Origin of the sequence: Alitabrizicola rongguiensis (assembly GCF_021491355.1) — a bacterium.
GTDB classification, from domain to species: domain Bacteria; phylum Pseudomonadota; class Alphaproteobacteria; order Rhodobacterales; family Rhodobacteraceae; genus Aliitabrizicola; species Aliitabrizicola rongguiensis.
In genome coordinates, this window is sequence record NZ_JAKENF010000002.1 from 808,760 (window position 1) to 825,410 (window position 16,651).

General features: G+C 64.1%; 14 protein-coding genes. 12 read left to right on the plus strand and 2 right to left on the minus strand.

Features of this window, described 5'->3' with window-relative positions; genetic code table 11:
• Positions 1 to 203 precede the first annotated feature (203 nt).
• Positions 204 to 1,778: a 2-isopropylmalate synthase gene (locus L0V05_RS09850; protein WP_234869952.1), complete on the plus strand. Its 1,575-nt coding sequence runs from the start codon at positions 204 to 206 to the stop codon at positions 1,776 to 1,778.
• Positions 1,779 to 1,783: 5 nt separating this feature from the next.
• On the opposite strand, the gene L0V05_RS09855 is transcribed toward L0V05_RS09850, so the two are convergent.
• A complete protein-coding gene (locus tag L0V05_RS09855; RefSeq protein WP_234869954.1) occupies positions 1,784 to 2,779 on the minus strand; it encodes an acyltransferase in 996 nt (331 codons plus the stop codon).
• A gap of 79 nt (positions 2,780 to 2,858) precedes the next feature.
• Positions 2,859 to 3,554 carry a YoaK family protein gene (locus L0V05_RS09860; protein WP_234869955.1) on the minus strand — a complete coding sequence of 232 codons (696 nt, stop codon included), beginning with the start codon at positions 3,552 to 3,554 and terminating at the stop codon, positions 2,859 to 2,861.
• Between the two features lie 201 nt (positions 3,555 to 3,755).
• Between L0V05_RS09860 and L0V05_RS09865 the strand changes: the two genes are divergently transcribed.
• The 11 genes from L0V05_RS09865 to L0V05_RS09915 all read left to right on the plus strand — a co-directional run bounded on the left by L0V05_RS09865 (position 3,756) and on the right by L0V05_RS09915 (position 16,651).
• Positions 3,756 to 4,790, plus strand: a complete 1,035-nt coding sequence (locus L0V05_RS09865) for a rod shape-determining protein (protein WP_234869957.1) — start codon at positions 3,756 to 3,758, stop codon at positions 4,788 to 4,790.
• Between the two features lie 53 nt (positions 4,791 to 4,843).
• Positions 4,844 to 5,776, plus strand: coding sequence for a rod shape-determining protein MreC (gene mreC / locus L0V05_RS09870; protein WP_234869959.1), 933 nt, complete (start codon positions 4,844 to 4,846; stop codon positions 5,774 to 5,776).
• On the plus strand, positions 5,769 to 6,308 hold the full coding sequence (locus L0V05_RS09875) for a rod shape-determining protein MreD (RefSeq protein ID WP_234869961.1): 540 nt from the start codon (positions 5,769 to 5,771) through the stop codon (positions 6,306 to 6,308). The genes mreC and L0V05_RS09875 overlap by 8 nt, the downstream gene beginning before the upstream one ends.
• The gene (gene mrdA, locus L0V05_RS09880; RefSeq protein WP_234869963.1) at positions 6,305 to 8,248 is read left to right on the plus strand and encodes a penicillin-binding protein 2; all 1,944 of its coding nucleotides are present in this window, start codon (positions 6,305 to 6,307) and stop codon (positions 8,246 to 8,248) included. Before L0V05_RS09875 ends, mrdA begins: the two co-directional genes overlap by 4 nt.
• Before the next feature lie 6 nt (positions 8,249 to 8,254).
• Entirely contained in the window at positions 8,255 to 9,394 is a 1,140-nt protein-coding gene (rodA, locus tag L0V05_RS09885) for a rod shape-determining protein RodA (RefSeq protein WP_234869964.1), read from the plus strand.
• A 5-nt stretch (positions 9,395 to 9,399) separates the two neighbouring features.
• Entirely contained in the window at positions 9,400 to 10,338 is a 939-nt protein-coding gene (locus L0V05_RS09890; RefSeq protein ID WP_234869966.1) for a 2-hydroxyacid dehydrogenase, read from the plus strand.
• An 84-nt stretch (positions 10,339 to 10,422) separates the two neighbouring features.
• Positions 10,423 to 11,304: a DMT family transporter gene (locus L0V05_RS09895; protein ID WP_234869968.1), complete on the plus strand. Its 882-nt coding sequence runs from the start codon at positions 10,423 to 10,425 to the stop codon at positions 11,302 to 11,304.
• A gap of 280 nt (positions 11,305 to 11,584) precedes the next feature.
• A complete protein-coding gene (locus tag L0V05_RS09900; RefSeq protein ID WP_234869970.1) occupies positions 11,585 to 12,952 on the plus strand; it encodes a glutamine synthetase family protein in 1,368 nt (455 codons plus the stop codon).
• A 78-nt stretch (positions 12,953 to 13,030) separates the two neighbouring features.
• A complete protein-coding gene (locus L0V05_RS09905; RefSeq protein WP_234869972.1) occupies positions 13,031 to 14,419 on the plus strand; it encodes an aldehyde dehydrogenase family protein in 1,389 nt (462 codons plus the stop codon).
• On the plus strand, positions 14,416 to 15,561 hold the full coding sequence (locus L0V05_RS09910) for an iron-containing alcohol dehydrogenase (protein ID WP_234869974.1): 1,146 nt from the start codon (positions 14,416 to 14,418) through the stop codon (positions 15,559 to 15,561). Before L0V05_RS09905 ends, L0V05_RS09910 begins: the two co-directional genes overlap by 4 nt.
• 85 nt (positions 15,562 to 15,646) lie before the next feature.
• Positions 15,647 to 16,651, plus strand: a complete 1,005-nt coding sequence (locus tag L0V05_RS09915) for an NAD-dependent epimerase/dehydratase family protein (RefSeq protein ID WP_234869976.1) — start codon at positions 15,647 to 15,649, stop codon at positions 16,649 to 16,651.

The following is a 16,651-nucleotide window of genomic DNA, read 5'->3' on the forward strand; positions in this document are numbered from 1 at the left end:
AGAGCCTTCCCTTTCGCGTTTGCCTCCGTATAGTCCGGCGCCATGAAACGGGATCGGCACATCCTCACCGCCATGGACGCGCGTCGCGCGGCCCTCCCCCGTGCGCTTCTTCTCCTTAGCAGCCTCTGAGCGTGCCCTTGGGCGCGACCGCTCGGAGGTGACCAGCGCCCGGGACAGAAGCTGAGGAAGAAGGACTTTCCGAGATGACCGACAAGAGCACGCAAGACCGCGTCCTGATTTTCGACACCACGCTGCGCGACGGGGAACAGTCGCCGGGCGCGACCATGACCCATGAGGAAAAGCTGGAGATCGCCCAACTCCTCGACGAGATGGGCGTCGACATCATCGAGGCGGGCTTTCCCATCGCCTCGGAGGGCGATTTCGCCGCTGTGAGCGAGATCGCCAAGCTGGCAAAGAACGCCACGATCTGCGGTCTGGCACGCGCCAACTACAAGGACATCGACCGCTGCTGGGAGGCGGTGCGCCACGCAAGATCGCCGCGCATCCACACCTTCATTGGCACCTCGCCGCTCCACCGCGCCATTCCGAATCTCGACATGGACCAGATGGCCGAGCGGATCCACGACACCGTGACCCATGCGCGCAACCTCTGCGACAATGTGCAGTGGTCGCCGATGGACGCAACGCGGACGGAAGCGGACTACCTCTGCCGGGTGGTCGAGATCGCGATCAAGGCGGGCGCCACGACGATCAACATCCCCGATACGGTCGGATACACCTATCCGCGCGAAAGCGCGAAGATCATCGCCATGTTGAAAGAGCGGGTGCCGGGCGCCGACGACATCATCTTCGCGACCCATTGCCACAATGACCTTGGCATGGCGACGGCGAACGCGCTGGCAGCTGTCGAAGCCGGGGCGCGGCAGATCGAATGCACGATCAATGGTCTTGGCGAACGTGCCGGCAACACCGCGCTGGAAGAAGTGGTCATGGCGCTGAAGGTCCGCAACGACATCCTGCCCTTCCGCACCGGCATCGACACCACCAAGATCATGAACATCTCGCGTCGTGTCTCGACCGTCTCGGGCTTCCCGGTGCAGTTCAACAAGGCGATCGTCGGCAAGAACGCCTTCCTGCATGAAAGCGGCATCCATCAGGACGGCGTGCTGAAGAACGTCGAGACCTTCGAGATCATGCGCCCCGAGGATATCGGGCTGACGGCGAAGAACATCGCCATGGGCAAGCATTCGGGCCGAGCTGCGTTGCGCTCGAAGATGAAGGAACTGGGCGTCGATCTGGCCGACAACCAGCTGAATGACCTCTTCGTGCGGTTCAAGGCTCTCGCCGACCGCAAGAAGGAAATCTACGACGACGACCTGCTCGCGCTGGTCGCAGATTCCGAGACGCACGAGACCCACGACACCCTGCAGGTCAAGCGCCTGCGGGTCATCTGCGGCACCGACGGCCCGCAGGAGGCCGAGCTTACGCTGTCGATCGACGGGGTGGACCATTCCATCGACGCGACCGGCGATGGCCCGGTGGACGCGGCCTTCAACGCGGTCAAGATGCTCTATCCCCACCGCGCGCGGCTGCAGCTCTACCAGGTCCATGCGGTGACCGAAGGCACGGATGCGCAGGCAACCGTTTCGGTGCGGATCGAGGAAGACGGGCGCATCGCCACGGGCCAGTCTGCGGACACCGATACCATCGTGGCGAGTGTGAAGGCCTATGTGAACGCGCTGAACCGGCTGATCGTGCGGCGGACCAAGTCTGCGCCCGACAGCGACGTTAAATCGATCAACTACCGCGACGCCTGAGGCGGCTAGAGCACCGGCAGGCGGCGGTTCATCCGCACAAGGACCGCCGCCAGCGCAGCCGACACGACCAGACAGCAGATCACCTTCGGCGTGGCGGAAAGCCCGGCATGGGCACCAAGCGCTTTAAGAACCAGCACGTGAACCAGATAGAGGCCTGTCGCGAACTGGGCCAGATCCTTGCCAGGGATCTGCACGGGCACGTTCAGGCGCATCGCCCAAAGCAACAGGGCTGGCGCCACAAGGTAAAGCGAGAAGAGCAGGTCGAAGGTTTCGCGCGCGCCGGCAAGACGCAGGTTCAAGGCGGCTTCGACTGATAGCGAGGCAAACCCGAAGCTGAGGGCGCCGACAAGCGTCCACGTGGAAATCCGCAACCCCATCTCGTGCCGAGCCAGGAGAAAGCCGATGGTGAGGAACGGAAAACCAAAGAGCAGAAAGTTCCGATAGACCAGGAGTTGGTTCAGCCGACGGTCCATGTCGTCACCCAGCAGGTGGTAGTTACCGGCATACTGAATTGCCAGGCCAAGCAGCACGAACGGCAGGACCACCGCCAGAAGTTGGGCCGTAGACCAGGCGCGAACGGCAAAGAGCATCGCCCCCGCCAACGCGAGCGCGATCAGGAACCACAGATGGTAGTAGCCGAATGCAAGGCGCCCGCAGAGACCTGCCAAAGTCGGTTGCGTCGTCGGCCACCATTGAAAGACGTAGATCGCCATCCAGAGCACGTAGAGCCAAAGGACGTGGCGGACCCATCGTCCGAAGCCCCGCCGATCCATGCGCTGCAAATAGTAGCCGCTTATGAGGAAGAAGACCGGCACTGCGACCCGGAACAGCCCCTCGACAAGCAAGTAGCTCGCGCGCTGGTCCACGTCAGACAGGAAGTGGCCGTGCAGCCCGACAACCATCAAGGCCATGCAGATCCGCAGCAGGTCCAGCCCGACCGTGCGGCTCGTGTCAGCGGCCTCCGTCCCGCGATAGAGTTCAAAACCCCGTGAAGTGCTCATTGGCCACCCGGCTATGAACGAGGGGTGGCAGCGCGAAGTTAATGAATCGTTAACAGCCTCTGATGGGCAAGCAGCAACCCTAGATCCGCGCGACGACCGCCCAGAAGACCATCCCGCCGAGAACTAGAGCCGCCACGATCAGGGATAGGGTCAGGCCGAGATGTAGAACCAGAAGGCCGCCGCCCGTTGCTCCGGCGATGAAGGCAAACCATGCAGCGCCAAAGGCCAGCGCCGCCGCAATGGGACCCGTTCCGCGGAGTGCCCGTGCAATCGAGTGGCCCAAGCCGAACAGGGCCCCGGTAATGAAACTCCGCCCGATGTCGGCCCCGGCAACGGCCCGGTGGACCAGGTTCTGCCAGCCCATCGCGAATGAGACGAGCCCAAGCCCGAAGCCAGCCCGGCCGCCTGCAACAAGCGCCAAGGCCAGCAAAACCAGCAGGAATTCGCCCCCAAGGATAGTGCGCATGCGTCTGCCGGGCGACACCGCGTCGAACAGCAGGGCCCCAGACATCGCCCCAAGGACGAAGGAAGCGACGAGGCCGAGGATCACGCCGGCACTCGACCAGTCGCCCTCGGCCAAAGTCATGCCGAGATGGGTGCTGTTGCCGCTCATGAAGGAAACGAAGAGGCCATTCAACTGAAAGAACCCTATGGCGTCGAGCATGCCGGCAAGGAATGTGGCAAGGATTGCAAGTCCTGCTGGGGCAAGAAGGGCGCGGTCGGCATCGCTACCGGCGGATCCGCGGCCTGGCAGATCGACATGCTCAGTGCTCACTCGCCTGCCCCCCGAACCATCAAGCCCATTGACGGCAGGCTAGACCGCCCAGAACTGCGCGTGCAAGGTCGGGCGGATTGGTGCCGACGGCGCGGGGCAATGCCCCTTTCCCTTGGCCGGACCCCTTTCTATAAGGATGCGCCTGCCTCGAGCCCGAGTCGCGGGTACTTCAGTTATACTGCGGCACAGGAACACCCCAGGATGGCATTTGCAGGCCTTTTCTCGTCGGACATGGCGATCGACCTCGGAACGGCGAATACGCTGGTCTACGTCAAGGGACGCGGCATCATCCTGAATGAGCCTTCGGTCGTCGCCTATCATGTAAAGGACGGCAAGAAGCAGGTCCTGGCCGTGGGCGAGGATGCCAAGCTGATGCTGGGCCGCACCCCTGGCAGCATCGAGGCGATCCGCCCGATGCGCGACGGCGTCATCGCCGACTTCGACGTGGCGGAAGAGATGATCAAGCATTTCATCCGCAAGGTGCACAAGCGCACGACCTTCTCGAAGCCGAAGATCATCGTCTGCGTGCCTTATGGCGCGACCCCGGTCGAAAAGCGGGCGATCCGCCAGTCGGTCCTGTCCGCCGGCGCCCGCCGTGCCGGCCTGATCGCCGAGCCGATCGCGGCCGCCATCGGCGCGGGCATGCCGATCACCGATCCGACCGGCAGCATGGTCGTCGATATCGGCGGCGGCACGACCGAGGTCGCGGTGCTTAGCCTTGGCGACATCGTCTATGCCCGTTCGGTCCGCGTCGGAGGCGACAGGATGGACGAGGCCATCATCAGCTACCTGCGCCGCCACCAGAACCTGCTGATCGGCGAGTCCACCGCAGAGCGCATCAAGACCTCGATCGGCACGGCGCGGATGCCCGACGATGGGCGCGGCCAGTCGATGCAGATCCGGGGCCGCGACCTTCTGAATGGTGTGCCGAAGGAAACCGAGATCAACCAGGCCCAGGTGGCCGAGGCGCTGGCCGAACCCGTGCAGCAGATCTGCGACGCGGTCATGCAAGCGCTGGAAGCCACTCCGCCTGACCTTGCCGCAGACATCGTCGACCGCGGCGTGATGCTGACCGGTGGCGGCGCGCTTCTTGGGGATCTTGACCTGTCCTTGCGCGAACAGACCGGGCTTTCGATCTCGGTTGCCAACGAGTCACTCAATTGTGTTGCGCTCGGCACCGGGAAGGCGCTGGAGTACGAAAAGCAACTCCGCCATGTGATTGACTACGACAGCTGATTTCAGGCCCCGTTTCGCGCGGGGCAGGCTCTCGCGCCGGAGACCAATGAACCTTGGCCAGGGACCGGACATCGCCGGAAGAATACACGCGCCCGCTGCGACGGATCCTCGTCGGCGGACTTGTGTTTCTGTTGCTTGCCCTGTTCCTGCTTTGGCGGATCGACAGCCCCAGGGTCGAACGGTTCCGCGCTGCCCTGGTCGACCGCGTCGTGCCGTCTTTTGCCTGGGCCATGCTGCCGATCACCAAGGCGGCGGAAATGGTCGAGAACTTCCAGTCCTACACCCGGATCTACGAGCAGAACCAGGAACTGCGCCGCGAGCTTCAGCAGATGAAAGCCTGGCGCGAAGCGGCGCTGCAGCTTGAACAGAAGAACGCGCGGCTTCTGGACCTGAACCAGGTGCGGCTGGATCCGAAACTCACGCATGTGACCGGGGTCGTGCTGGCGGACTCAGGATCTCCGTTCCGGCAATCCGTCCTACTGAACGTCGGTGCTCGGGACGGCATCCGCGACGGCTGGGCCACGATGGACGGTATCGGGCTGGTCGGCCGAATCTCTGGCGTCGGCCAGACCACGAGCCGCGTGATCCTGCTGACTGACAGCAACAGCCGGATCCCTGTAACCGTTCAGCCATCCGGGCAAAAGGCGCTCCTTTCGGGCGACAATACCTCGGCGCCGCCACTTGAATTCCTTGAAAAACAGGATCTTGTCCGTCCTGGCGACCGGGTCATCAGCTCGGGAGACGGCGGTGTCTTTCCGGCCGGACTCCTCGTCGGACAGGTGGCGCTCGGTGTGGACGGGCGGCTGCGGGTGCGCCTTGCCGCCGATTACGAGCGGCTCGAATTCCTCCGCGTCTTGCGCAGCCATGAAAGCGAAACCATCCATGAGACCGGCGCTCTGATCCCCCCGCCCGTTGCCCCCATGGTCTCCGGACCAATGCCAGAGGCGGACGCATCTCCGCCGACCACGGGAGGTGCCGGTGGCTGAAAGCCTCCCCTCGACCGTCTGGGGCTATCGCGGGCTCTATGTGCTGATCGCCGCGATGCTGCTGTTCCTGCGGCTGCTTCCGCTTGGCTCCGAAGCCGGAAGCTGGCCGGGGCCGAACCTGCTTCTGGCTATGACTTTCGCCTGGGTCCTGCGTCGGCCGGACTACGTGCCTGCGCTCTTGATCGCTGTCGTCATCCTGCTGGAAGACATGCTGACGATGCGCCCGCCGGGCCTTTGGGCCGCGATCGTCGTGGTGGCAGCCGAGTTCCTGCGAGGACGCGCCAACCTTACGCGCGAGGTCAGCTTCATCATTGAATGGCTGATCGTCGGTGTCGTGATGGCCGCATCCGTGTTGGCCTATCGCCTTTTCCTGTCGTTGGTGATGCTGCCGCAGGTCAGCCTTGGGCAAAGCCTGATCCAGCTGGTGCTGACCATCCTGAGCTATCCCGTTGTCGTTGCCGTGTCGCGGCTGGCTCTCGGGGTGCGAAAACCGGCTACCGGCGAGGTCGACGCCTATGGGAGGCGGCTGTGAGACGGACGCAGAAGGATACCGAGGCGAGTGCAAAGAAGGTCAGCCGCCGCGCGCTGATCCTTGGCGGTGCGCAGCTGGCATTCGTCGCGGTCCTGGGTGCGCGGATGCGCTACATGCAGGTCGAGAAGGCCGGCGAATACCAGCTACTGGCGGAAGAAAACCGCATCAACATCCGCCTGATCCCCCCGGCACGCGGGCTGATCCTTGACCGGAACGGCAAGCTCATCGCCGGAAACGAACAGAACTACCGCGTCGTCATTACCCGCGAAGAGGCCGGGGATGTCGATCTGGTGCTGACGCGACTGTCCGAGGTCATCCCACTGACCCCCGACGACATCGACAAGACCAAGAAGGAGATTGAAAGGCGAAGCTCGTTCGTGCCGATCGTGGTGGCCGACTGGCTGCGCTGGCAGGACCTGTCGGCTGTGGCGGTCAATACGCCTGCCCTGCCGGGCGTAAACCCCGAAGTTGGCCTGAGCCGCCATTACCCCCGTTTTGGCGACATGGCCCATGTCGTGGGCTATGTCGGCCCGGTCAGCGACGCCGACCTGGCTGCGCTTGAGGATCCTGATCCGCTGTTGCAGATCCCCAAGTTCCAGATCGGCAAGATCGGGGTCGAGAAGTGGATGGAACAGGACCTGCGCGGCAAGGCCGGCACCACCCAGATCGAGGTCAATTCGGTCGGGCGGGTAATGCGAGAGCTTGATCGCCAGGAAGGCGAGGCAGGCTCTGATATCAGGCTCACCATCGATGCCGATGTGCAGAACTACGTTCAGGCCCGGCTCGACGGCGAAAGCGCCGCGGTCGTGGTGATGGACGTTCAGACAGGTGATCTGCTTGCGATGGCCTCGGCCCCCTCGTTTGATCCGAACCTGTTCGTGCGCGGCATCAGCCATGCGGATTACACGTTGCTGATGGAGAACGACCATCGGCCGCTCGCCAACAAGAGCGTGCAGGGGGCTTATCCGCCCGGTTCCACGTTCAAGATCGTCACTGGACTCGCCGCGCTGGAAGCAGGATCGATCACGCCCAACTCCTCGGTCTACTGCCCCGGCTACCTGGAATTCGGCGGGCGCAAGTTCCACTGCTGGAAACACGGCGGTCACGGCCAAGTCGACCTGACCAAATCGCTGAAGGAAAGCTGCGACGTCTATTATTACGAGGTGGCCCAGAAAGCGGGGATCGACGCAATTGCCGCGATGGGCCGCAAGCTTGGCCTTGGCCAGCGCCACGACCTGCCGATGTCGGCGATCGCCGAAGGGGTGATGCCCGACAAGGAGTGGAAGCAGGCTCGGCACAAGGAAGACTGGCGCATCGGCGATACCATCAACGCCTCGATCGGTCAGGGCTACGTCCTGGCGACCCCGCTACAGCTTGCCGTGATGACCGCCCGGGTCGCCTCGGGCAAGGCTGTTTCGCCGCGCCTCGTCCTGGCGATCGGCGATGCCGAGCAGCCTATTCCAGAAGCGCCGCCTCTCGATATCTCGCCCCAAAGCCTCGACGCTGTCCGCAAGGGCATGTTCGCCGTCGTCAACGCGCCGGGTGGTACCGCCGGTGCCTCGCGCATCACCTACGAGACGATGCTCATGGCCGGCAAGACAGGGACCAGTCAGGTGCGCAACATCTCGGCGTCCGAACGGGCGGCCGGGGTCATCAAGAACGATCAGCTTCCGTGGAAGCGCCGCGACCATGCGCTGTTCGTGGCCTATGCGCCGGCCGACAATCCAAAGATCGCGGTGTCGGTGATCGTCGAACACGGCGGCGGCGGTTCGATGGTCGCCGCCCCGATTGCACGGGATGTCATCCTGCGGGTGCTGACAGGGGAATTGCCGCCGCTCGATGCCTATCCTGCCGGGCAGAGGAACAAGATCGAGGAGCAGCAGAAAAACCTCAAGCTGCGTCCTGCGGACGACGACACTGTCGTCAGCACAAGGGCCTGATCCGCCATGAGTTTTCTTGAGTATCAGGTCAAGACCGTCCCGACCGGCATCCGCAAGCTGTTCTACCTGAACTGGGGCCTCGTTCTGGTTCTGATCGCTGTCGCGTCGATGGGCTTCCTGATGCTCTATTCCATCGCGGGCGGCAGCATGGAACCGTGGGCCGAACCGCAGATCAAGCGCTTCGCCGTCGGCCTTCTGGTGATGCTGGTGATCGCCTTCATCCCGATCTGGTTCATCCGGAACATGGCGGGCGTAGCCTATGGCCTGTCCATGCTGCTGTTGCTGGCCGTGGAGTTCTTTGGCCAGGTGGGCAAGGGCGCGCAGCGCTGGCTCGAGGTCGGACCAATCGTGATACAGCCCTCCGAACTGATGAAGGTTGCGCTGGTGATGATGCTGGCGGCCTATTACGACTGGCTTGACCCCAAGAAGGTCTCGCGTCCGCTCTGGGTGCTGCTGCCAGTCCTGTTGATAGTCTCGCCGACCGTCCTCGTGCTGATGCAGCCGAACCTCGGTACATCGCTCATGCTGTTGATGGGCGGGGCAGCGGTGATGTTCGCGGCGGGTGTCAGCTTCTGGTATTTCGCCGTCGTCATCGGTCTGGGCGTCGGCGCCGTGGCCGGGGTGTTCATGACGCGGGGCACGCCCTGGCAGTTCCTGCATGACTACCAGTACACCCGGATCGACACCTTCCTGGACCCGACCTCGGACCCGCTTGGCGCCGGATACAACATCATCCAGGCGCAGATCGCACTTGGCTCCGGCGGCTGGTCGGGCAAGGGCTTCATGCAGGGCACGCAGTCGCGGCTGAACTTCCTGCCCGAGAAGCACACCGACTTCATCTTTACGACGCTGGCCGAGGAATTCGGCTTTGTCGGGGCCTTCTCGCTGCTCCTCCTTTATGGCCTCATCATCTTCTTCTGCTTCGCCGCCGCGCTTCAGAACAAGGACCGATTCTCGCAGCTCCTGCTGATCGGGATCGGCTGCACCTTCTTCTTCTACCTCGCGGTGAACCTGTCGATGGTGATGGGCATGGCGCCGGTGGTGGGTGTGCCGCTGCCTTTCCTGTCCTATGGCGGTTCGGCGACGCTCGTGCTGATGCTCGCCTTCGGCGCGGTGCAAAGCGCCATCGTCCATCGTCCGAGGTGATCCAGATGCCGATCCGTATCCTGTTTGCCGCCGATCCGGCGGACTGGCCCGACTATCAGCCCGCGCTGACCCAGGCGCTGAAAGAGGCCGGGATCGACGCGATCCTGTCGGATACGGCACCAGACCCGGCTTCGGTGGATTACATCGTCTTCTCGCCCGGCGGCACGATCCGCGACTTCGGCCCCTACGTGAACACCAAGGCGGTGCTGAACCTCTGGGCCGGGGTCGAGCGGATCGTCGGCAACCAGACGCTGACGCAGCCGCTTTGTCGCATGGTCGATCCGGCCATGACCGAAACGATGGTGGAGTATGTGGTGGGCCATGTCCTGCGCCACCATCTGGGGATGGACGAGCATATCCTCCACCAGGACGGCGTCTGGCGGCACGGCGCCATCCCGCCACTTGCCCGCGAGCGTCCCGTAGCCATCCTCGGCATGGGCGAGCTTGGCCAGGCGGTCGCCCGCGCGCTGCTGGCGCTGAACTTCCCCGTCCGGGGCTGGAGCCGTACCCCGCGCGAGGTGCCGGGCGTCGCCACCGACCACGGGGCCGAGGGGCTGGCGCGCGTCTTGACCGGCGCACAGGTGGTCATCCTCCTGATGCCCAACACCCCCGACACCGCCAACACGCTGAATGCCGAACGGCTGGCACTTCTGGCTCCCGGCGCCTTCGTCATCAACCCGGGCCGCGGCCCGCTGATCGACGACGATGCGCTTGTGGCGGCGCTTGATGGCGGCCAGCTTGCCCATGCCACGCTCGACGTGTTCCGGGTCGAGCCGCTGCCATCCGACCATCCGTTCTGGCACCACCCCAAGGTCACCGTCACCCCACATATCGCCGCCCAGACCCGCCCCGATACGGCGAGCCGGGTGGTGGTCGAGAATATCCGCCGCGCCGAGGCCGGCGAGCCGCTTCTGCATCTGGTCGACCGCCAGCGCGGCTACTGACTGCGGAAACGGCTTGGCGGCGTCGGTATCGGAACAGCCCGCGACCTGCAGGACAGGAACACTGCCCGGAAACGGGAGGGTCGGATGCAGTACGGGACGGGGGCGGCTCTGGTGGTTCTGGCCTCGGTTATGTGGTCCTTCACCGGGCTAGCCATCCGCAATATCCACGAGGCTGGCACCTGGGCCGTGCTGTTCTGGCGGTCAGTCGGTCTGGTGCCGGTGCTTCTGTGCTTCATCGCCTGGCGGTCGGGGGGGCATCTGCTGGACAGCCTGCGCAAGGTCGGCTGGCCCGGCGTCGTCGGAGGCATCGGGCTGGCTTTTGCCTTTGCGGGCGCGATCTTCGCCTTGCAGAACACGACCGTGGCCAATGCCGTCTTCCTGTTCGCTGCATCTCCCATGCTGGCAGCCGTGCTGGGCTGGCTGGTTCTGGGCGAGAAGGTACGCGGTGCGACCTGGGCCAGCATCGCTGTGGCTGGCCTGGGCATGTTCGTCATGGTCCGCGAAGGTCTTGCGACGGGTGCGGTGACAGGCAACATCGCCGCAATCCTGTCAGCGCTCGGTTTTGCTGCCTTCACGGTCGCCCTGCGCTGGAGCCGGGCCGAAGACACAACACCGTCGATCGTGATTGCCGGGCTGTTCTCGATGCTGATCGCGATTGTCATGTTGCCGCTTCAGAGCGAGACGCTGGCGGCGCCCCTGCCAGACATCCTGATCGCGGTGGCGCTAGGCGCCTGCCTGCTCGGGACCGGGTTGATCCTTTATACGATAGGCGCGCGCGTCGTTCCGGCCGCTGAACTCACGCTCCTGTCGATGGTCGAGGTCATGCTCGCGCCGGTCTGGGTCTGGCTCTTTCTGGGCGAAACTGCCACCGCCAACACTTTCGTCGGAGGCGCGATCCTTCTGGTCGCCATCGTTGGCAACGCCTTGTCCGGCGCACGACGGCCCGCCACTCCGCCAATTACCTGACGCATTCTGAAACAGGCGCAGGGGGTTCCATCTCCGCCCTGCTCGCATTAACGTCACGGCGTTCAAGGCGCAGAGAACGCCTGACGGGGAGATAGACATGCAATTTCCAGACCGGTCCCGTGGACCAAGGATGGAAGGGCAGACGGTGCATCGGACGCCGTTCGAGACAAGGAAGCCCGAGTTTGACGGAGCCCGAGGGCGCGGCTGATCCGCCGCCCCCGTCGAACCCATTCCTTGCCCGCCGTTGCGGCGGGCCCTTCCCTAGAAAAGAGATCAAGACATGCCGGGTAATCTGACCCTCGACCAACTCAAGGACCTCGTCGCGAAAGGCGAGATCGACACCGTTCTGGTAGCCGGAATCGACATGCAGGGCCGCCTCATGGGCAAACGCTTCCATGCCCAGTTCTTCGTCGACGGCGGCTATAAGGAAACCCACAGCTGCAACTATCTTCTGGCCGTCGACATGGAGATGAACACAGTTCAGGGCTACAAGTCCTCGAACTGGTCCACGGGTTATGGCGACTACATCATGAAGCCGGACCTGAAGACCCTGCGGCTTGTCCCGTGGCTAGCGGGAACGGCGCTGGTGCTGGCCGACCTTCTCGACCATCACACCCATGAGGAAGTCGAGCATTCGCCTCGCGCCATCCTGAAGAAGCAGGTGGCCCGGGCCCGCGAAATGGGGTTCGAGCCGATGATGGCTTCGGAACTCGAATTCTACATCTTCGAGAACAGCTACGAGGCGCTGCGCGACAGCAACTTCACCGGTCTGAAGCCGGTCAGCGCCTATAACGAAGACTACCACATCTTCCAGACCACCAAGGAAGAGGACGTGATGCGCGCCGTCCGCAACGGGCTTTACGCTGCGGGTATCCCGGTCGAGAACTCCAAGGGCGAGGCCGAGGCCGGTCAGGAAGAGGTCAACTACAAGTATTCCGACGCGCTCGACACCGCCGACAACCACTCGATCATCAAGAACGCCATCAAGGAAATCGCCTGGTCCAAGGGCAAGTCGGTGACCTTCATGGCGAAGTACGACCATCGCCGCGCCGGGTCTTCGGCCCATGTCCACCAGTCGCTCTGGACGCTGGACGGCAAGCCGGCTTTCGCCGATCCCTCGGACAAGCATGGCATGTCGCAGACCATGAAGCACTATCTCGCCGGCCAGCTTGCCCATGCGCGCGAGATCACGCTGTTCCTGGCGCCCTACGTCAACAGCTACAAGCGATTCTGCATCGGCATGTTCGCCCCCACCAAGGCCGTCTGGTCGTCGGACAACCGCACCGCGGGCTTCCGCGTCTGCGGCGAGCATACCAAGGCAGTGCGGGTGGAATGCCGCATTCCGGGTTCCGACATAAACCCCTATCTGACGATGGCGGCCCTTCTGGCTGCAGGGCTCGACGGGATCGACAAGAAGATGGACCTGGAACCGGAGATGTCCGGCGACATGTATCGGGCGGAAGGCGTGCGCGAGATTCCGAAGACGCTGCGCGAGGCCGCAGAACTGGCTCATGGCTCCTACATGCTGCGGGCGGCTTTCGGAAATGACGTGGTGGACCACTACCACCATGCCGCCGAATGGGAGATCTCGGAAACCGACCGCGTCGTGACCGATTTCGAGGTCCAGCGGCTGCTTGAACGCGCCTGAGGCGCCGGGTGCGGGCCTGCCCCGCACCCAACCACAATTTCCGGCGTATCGGTGCATGCGCCTTCTGATGAGGACATCATGACGAAGACCATTCAACTGATCTCGCCCGTCGACGGGCAGGTCTATCTGGAGCGCCCCGCCCTGTCGCTCGCCGCAGCGCAGGCCGTCGCCGCCCGTGCCAAGGCCGCGCAGAAGGGCTGGGCGGCCAAGCCGCTTGCCGACCGCATCGCGCTGGTGAACGCTGCCGTCGCCAGGCTCAACACGATGAAAGAGGTCATCGTCGAGGAACTCGCCTGGCAAATGGGCCGCCCGACCCGCTACGGCGGCGAATTCGGCGGCGTCAACGACCGGACCAAGTACATGTCCGAAATCGCCGCCTCGGCCCTTGCGCCGATGGTGGCCGAGGCCTCGGACCGTTTCGAGCGGCGGATCGAGCGCGAGCCGGTCGGCGTCGTCTTCATCATCGCGCCCTGGAACTATCCCTACCTGACCACGATCAACACGCTCGTCCCTGCGCTGATCGCCGGCAATACCGTGGTCCTCAAGCACGCGACCCAGACGCTGAAGGTCGGGGAACGCATGGCGGAAGCCTTACACGCGGCGGGCGTGCCCGAGGACGTGTTCCAGAATGTCGTCCTCGACCATGACACGACCGAGGCGCTGATCCGCGCCCGGTCCTTCGGCTTCATCAACTTCACCGGCTCGGTCGGCGGCGGTGCTGCCATCGAGCGCGCGGCGGCGGGCACCTTCACGCCGCTCGGGCTGGAACTGGGCGGCAAGGATCCGGGCATCGTGCTGCCCGATGCCGACCTCGACGCGGCGGTCGATACGCTGATGGACGGCGCGATGTACAATGCCGGCCAGTGCTGCTGTGGCATCGAGCGCATCTATGTCCACGAGAGCCTCTACAACGATTTCGTCGAGAAATCCGTGGCCTGGGTCGGGCAGTTGAAGCTCGGCAATCCGTTCGACGCCTCGACCACCCTCGGCCCGATGGCCAACAAGCGCTTTGCGCAAACCGTGCGCGCGCAGACCGCCGAAGCTTTGGCCGCAGGGGCCAAGGGGCTGATCGACCCGAAGAAGCACCCCGCCGACGATGGTGGCGCCTATCTGGCCCCGCAGATCCTCGTCAATGTCGATCACTCCATGCGGGTGATGAAGGAGGAAAGCTTCGGCCCCGTGGTCGGCATCATGCCGTTCAAGACCGAGGCCGAGGCGATCGCGCTGGCCAATGACTCGCCCTATGGCCTGACCGCCTCGATCTGGACCAGGGATGCGGGCCATGCCGCGGCAATGGGCGCGCAGATCGAGACCGGCACGGTGTTCATGAACCGCTGCGACTACCTCGACCCGGCGCTGACCTGGACCGGGGTCAAGGACACCGGTCGCGGCACGAGCCTGTCGGCGCTTGGCTACATGTCGGTGACCCGTCCGAAATCCTACCATCTGAAGAAGGTGACGAAATGAGCCCCCGCGCAAACTGGTCCTACCCCACCGCCGTCAAGTTCGGCGCGGGCCGCATCTCGGAACTCGCGGCTCAATGCGAGGCCGTGGGCATCACCAAGCCGCTCCTGGTGACGGACAAGGCGCTCGCCTCGCTGCCGATCACCAAGCAGGCGCTGGATATCCTGGAAAACGCCGGGCTTGGCCGGGCGGTTTTCTCGGAGGTGGACCCGAACCCGAACGAGAAGAACATGGAGGCGGGCCTCGCCGTCTATCGCGCAGGCAAGCATGACGGCGTCGTCTGCTTCGGCGGCGGCTCGGCGCTGGACCTTGGCAAGATGATCGCGCTAATGGTCGATCAGAAGGTGTCGGTCTGGGATCTGGAGGATATCGGCGATTGGTGGACCCGCGCCGATGCCTCCAAGATCGCACCAATCATCGCCGTGCCGACGACTGCAGGCACGGGATCGGAAGTGGGCCGCGCGGGCGTTCTGACCAACACCGCGACCCACAAGAAGAAGATCATCTTCCATCCGAAGCTTCTGCCCTCGGTCACAATCTGCGACCCGGAACTGACGGTCGGGATGCCGCGCTTCATCACCGCCGGCACCGGGATGGACGCCTTGGCGCATTGCCTCGAAGCCTATTCCTCGCCCTTCTACCACCCGATGAGCCAGGGCATCGCGCTGGAAGGGATGCGGCTGGTGTTCGAGAACCTGCCGCGCGTCTATGACGTGCCTGATGACCTCGATGCCCGCGCCAACATGATGAGCGCGGCGGCCATGGGCGCGGTCGCCTTCCAGAAGGGCCTGGGCGCGATCCACTCGCTGAGCCACCCGGTCGGCGCGGTCTACGGCACCCATCACGGCACCACCAACGCCGTGGTCATGCCGATGGTGCTGGAGTTCAACCGCCCGAAGATCGAGACCCTGATCGAGCGCGCGGCGGCCTATCTCGGCTTCAAGGGCGGCTTTGCCGGGTTCCACGACCAGATCATGGAACTGCGCGCCAAGCTGAACATCCCGGCCAACCTGTCGGCCATGGGCGTGCAATTCGCCGATCTCGACATGCTGACCGAAATGGCGTTGGAGGATCCGTCCTGTGGCGGCAACCCTGTGGAGATGACGCGCGAGAATACCCGCGCGCTGTTCGACGCCTGCATGTAGCGGAAAGGGCGGAAGCGGGGGCTGTCTGCCCCCGCACCCCCGAGGATATTTGGAAACAGAAGAAGCAGCAGGGTCGGTTACCGGGATGTCAAAGCGCGCACTGGTCACTGGCTCGGCCGGTTTCATCGGGTTCCACCTGTGCCGTCGTTTGCTTGCCGAAGGATGGCAGGTCACGGGGCTTGATGCCGTCACGCCCTATTATGACGTTGCGCTGAAAGAGGCGCGCCTGGACCGGCTGCGGGAAGAGGCTGGCTTTACCGAGCTTCGCGGGCGCGTCGAGACCCCGGACCTTCTCCGTGAACTTATGGGCCGGGAAAAGCCGGAACTGGTCGTCCACCTTGCCGCGCAGGCAGGGGTGCGCTATTCGATCGAGGCGCCGCGATCCTATGTCGAGGCGAACCTCGTCGGGACCTTTGAACTCCTGGAAGCCGCGCGGGCGCATCCGCCGAAGCACCTGATGATGGCTTCGACCTCGTCCGTCTACGGGGCGAACACGTCCATGCCCTATCGCGAGACGGACAAGGCCGATACGCAGATGTCCTTCTACGCGGCGACGAAAAAGGCCAACGAGGCGATGGCGCAGTCCTATGCCCATCTCTACGGTCTGCCGACGACGATGTTCCGCTTCTTCACCGTTTACGGGCCCTGGGGCCGGCCCGACATGGCGCTGTTCAAGTTCACGAGCGCGGTGCTGAAGGGCGAGCCGATCGAGGTCTACAACCACGGCGACATGATGCGCGACTTCACCTATATCGACGATCTGGTCGAGGGGATCGTCCGCCTGTCGCAGGCGGTGCCGGGAAGGGAACCGGTCGGGACAGCGGACAGCCTGTCGCCCGTCGCGCCGTGGCGGGTGGTCAACATCGGCAATGGACAGCCGGTGAAGCTGCTAGATTTCGTTGAGGCGATCGAGGCAGCGACCGGCAGGCAGGCAGAAAAGATCATGCGACCGATGCAGCCGGGTGATGTGCCCGCGACCTGGGCCGATGCGACGCTGATTGAGGCGCTGGCGGGTGCCCTGCCCCGCACCGACATTCGCGATGGCGTGCGCCGCTTTGTCGACTGGTATCGGGACTTCTACCGGGTCTGA

Coding starts and splice junctions, on each gene's coding strand:
- L0V05_RS09850 (WP_234869952.1), top strand. CDS start 204: ATGACCGACAAGAGCACGCAAGACCGCGTCCTGATTTTCGACACCACG.
- L0V05_RS09855 (WP_234869954.1), bottom strand. CDS start 2,779: ATGAGCACTTCACGGGGTTTTGAACTCTATCGCGGGACGGAGGCCGCT.
- L0V05_RS09865 (WP_234869957.1), top strand. CDS start 3,756: ATGGCATTTGCAGGCCTTTTCTCGTCGGACATGGCGATCGACCTCGGA.
- rodA (WP_234869964.1), top strand. CDS start 8,255: ATGAGTTTTCTTGAGTATCAGGTCAAGACCGTCCCGACCGGCATCCGC.
- L0V05_RS09890 (WP_234869966.1), top strand. CDS start 9,400: ATGCCGATCCGTATCCTGTTTGCCGCCGATCCGGCGGACTGGCCCGAC.
- L0V05_RS09895 (WP_234869968.1), top strand. CDS start 10,423: ATGCAGTACGGGACGGGGGCGGCTCTGGTGGTTCTGGCCTCGGTTATG.
- L0V05_RS09900 (WP_234869970.1), top strand. CDS start 11,585: ATGCCGGGTAATCTGACCCTCGACCAACTCAAGGACCTCGTCGCGAAA.
- L0V05_RS09905 (WP_234869972.1), top strand. CDS start 13,031: ATGACGAAGACCATTCAACTGATCTCGCCCGTCGACGGGCAGGTCTAT.
- L0V05_RS09910 (WP_234869974.1), top strand. CDS start 14,416: ATGAGCCCCCGCGCAAACTGGTCCTACCCCACCGCCGTCAAGTTCGGC.
- L0V05_RS09915 (WP_234869976.1), top strand. CDS start 15,647: ATGTCAAAGCGCGCACTGGTCACTGGCTCGGCCGGTTTCATCGGGTTC.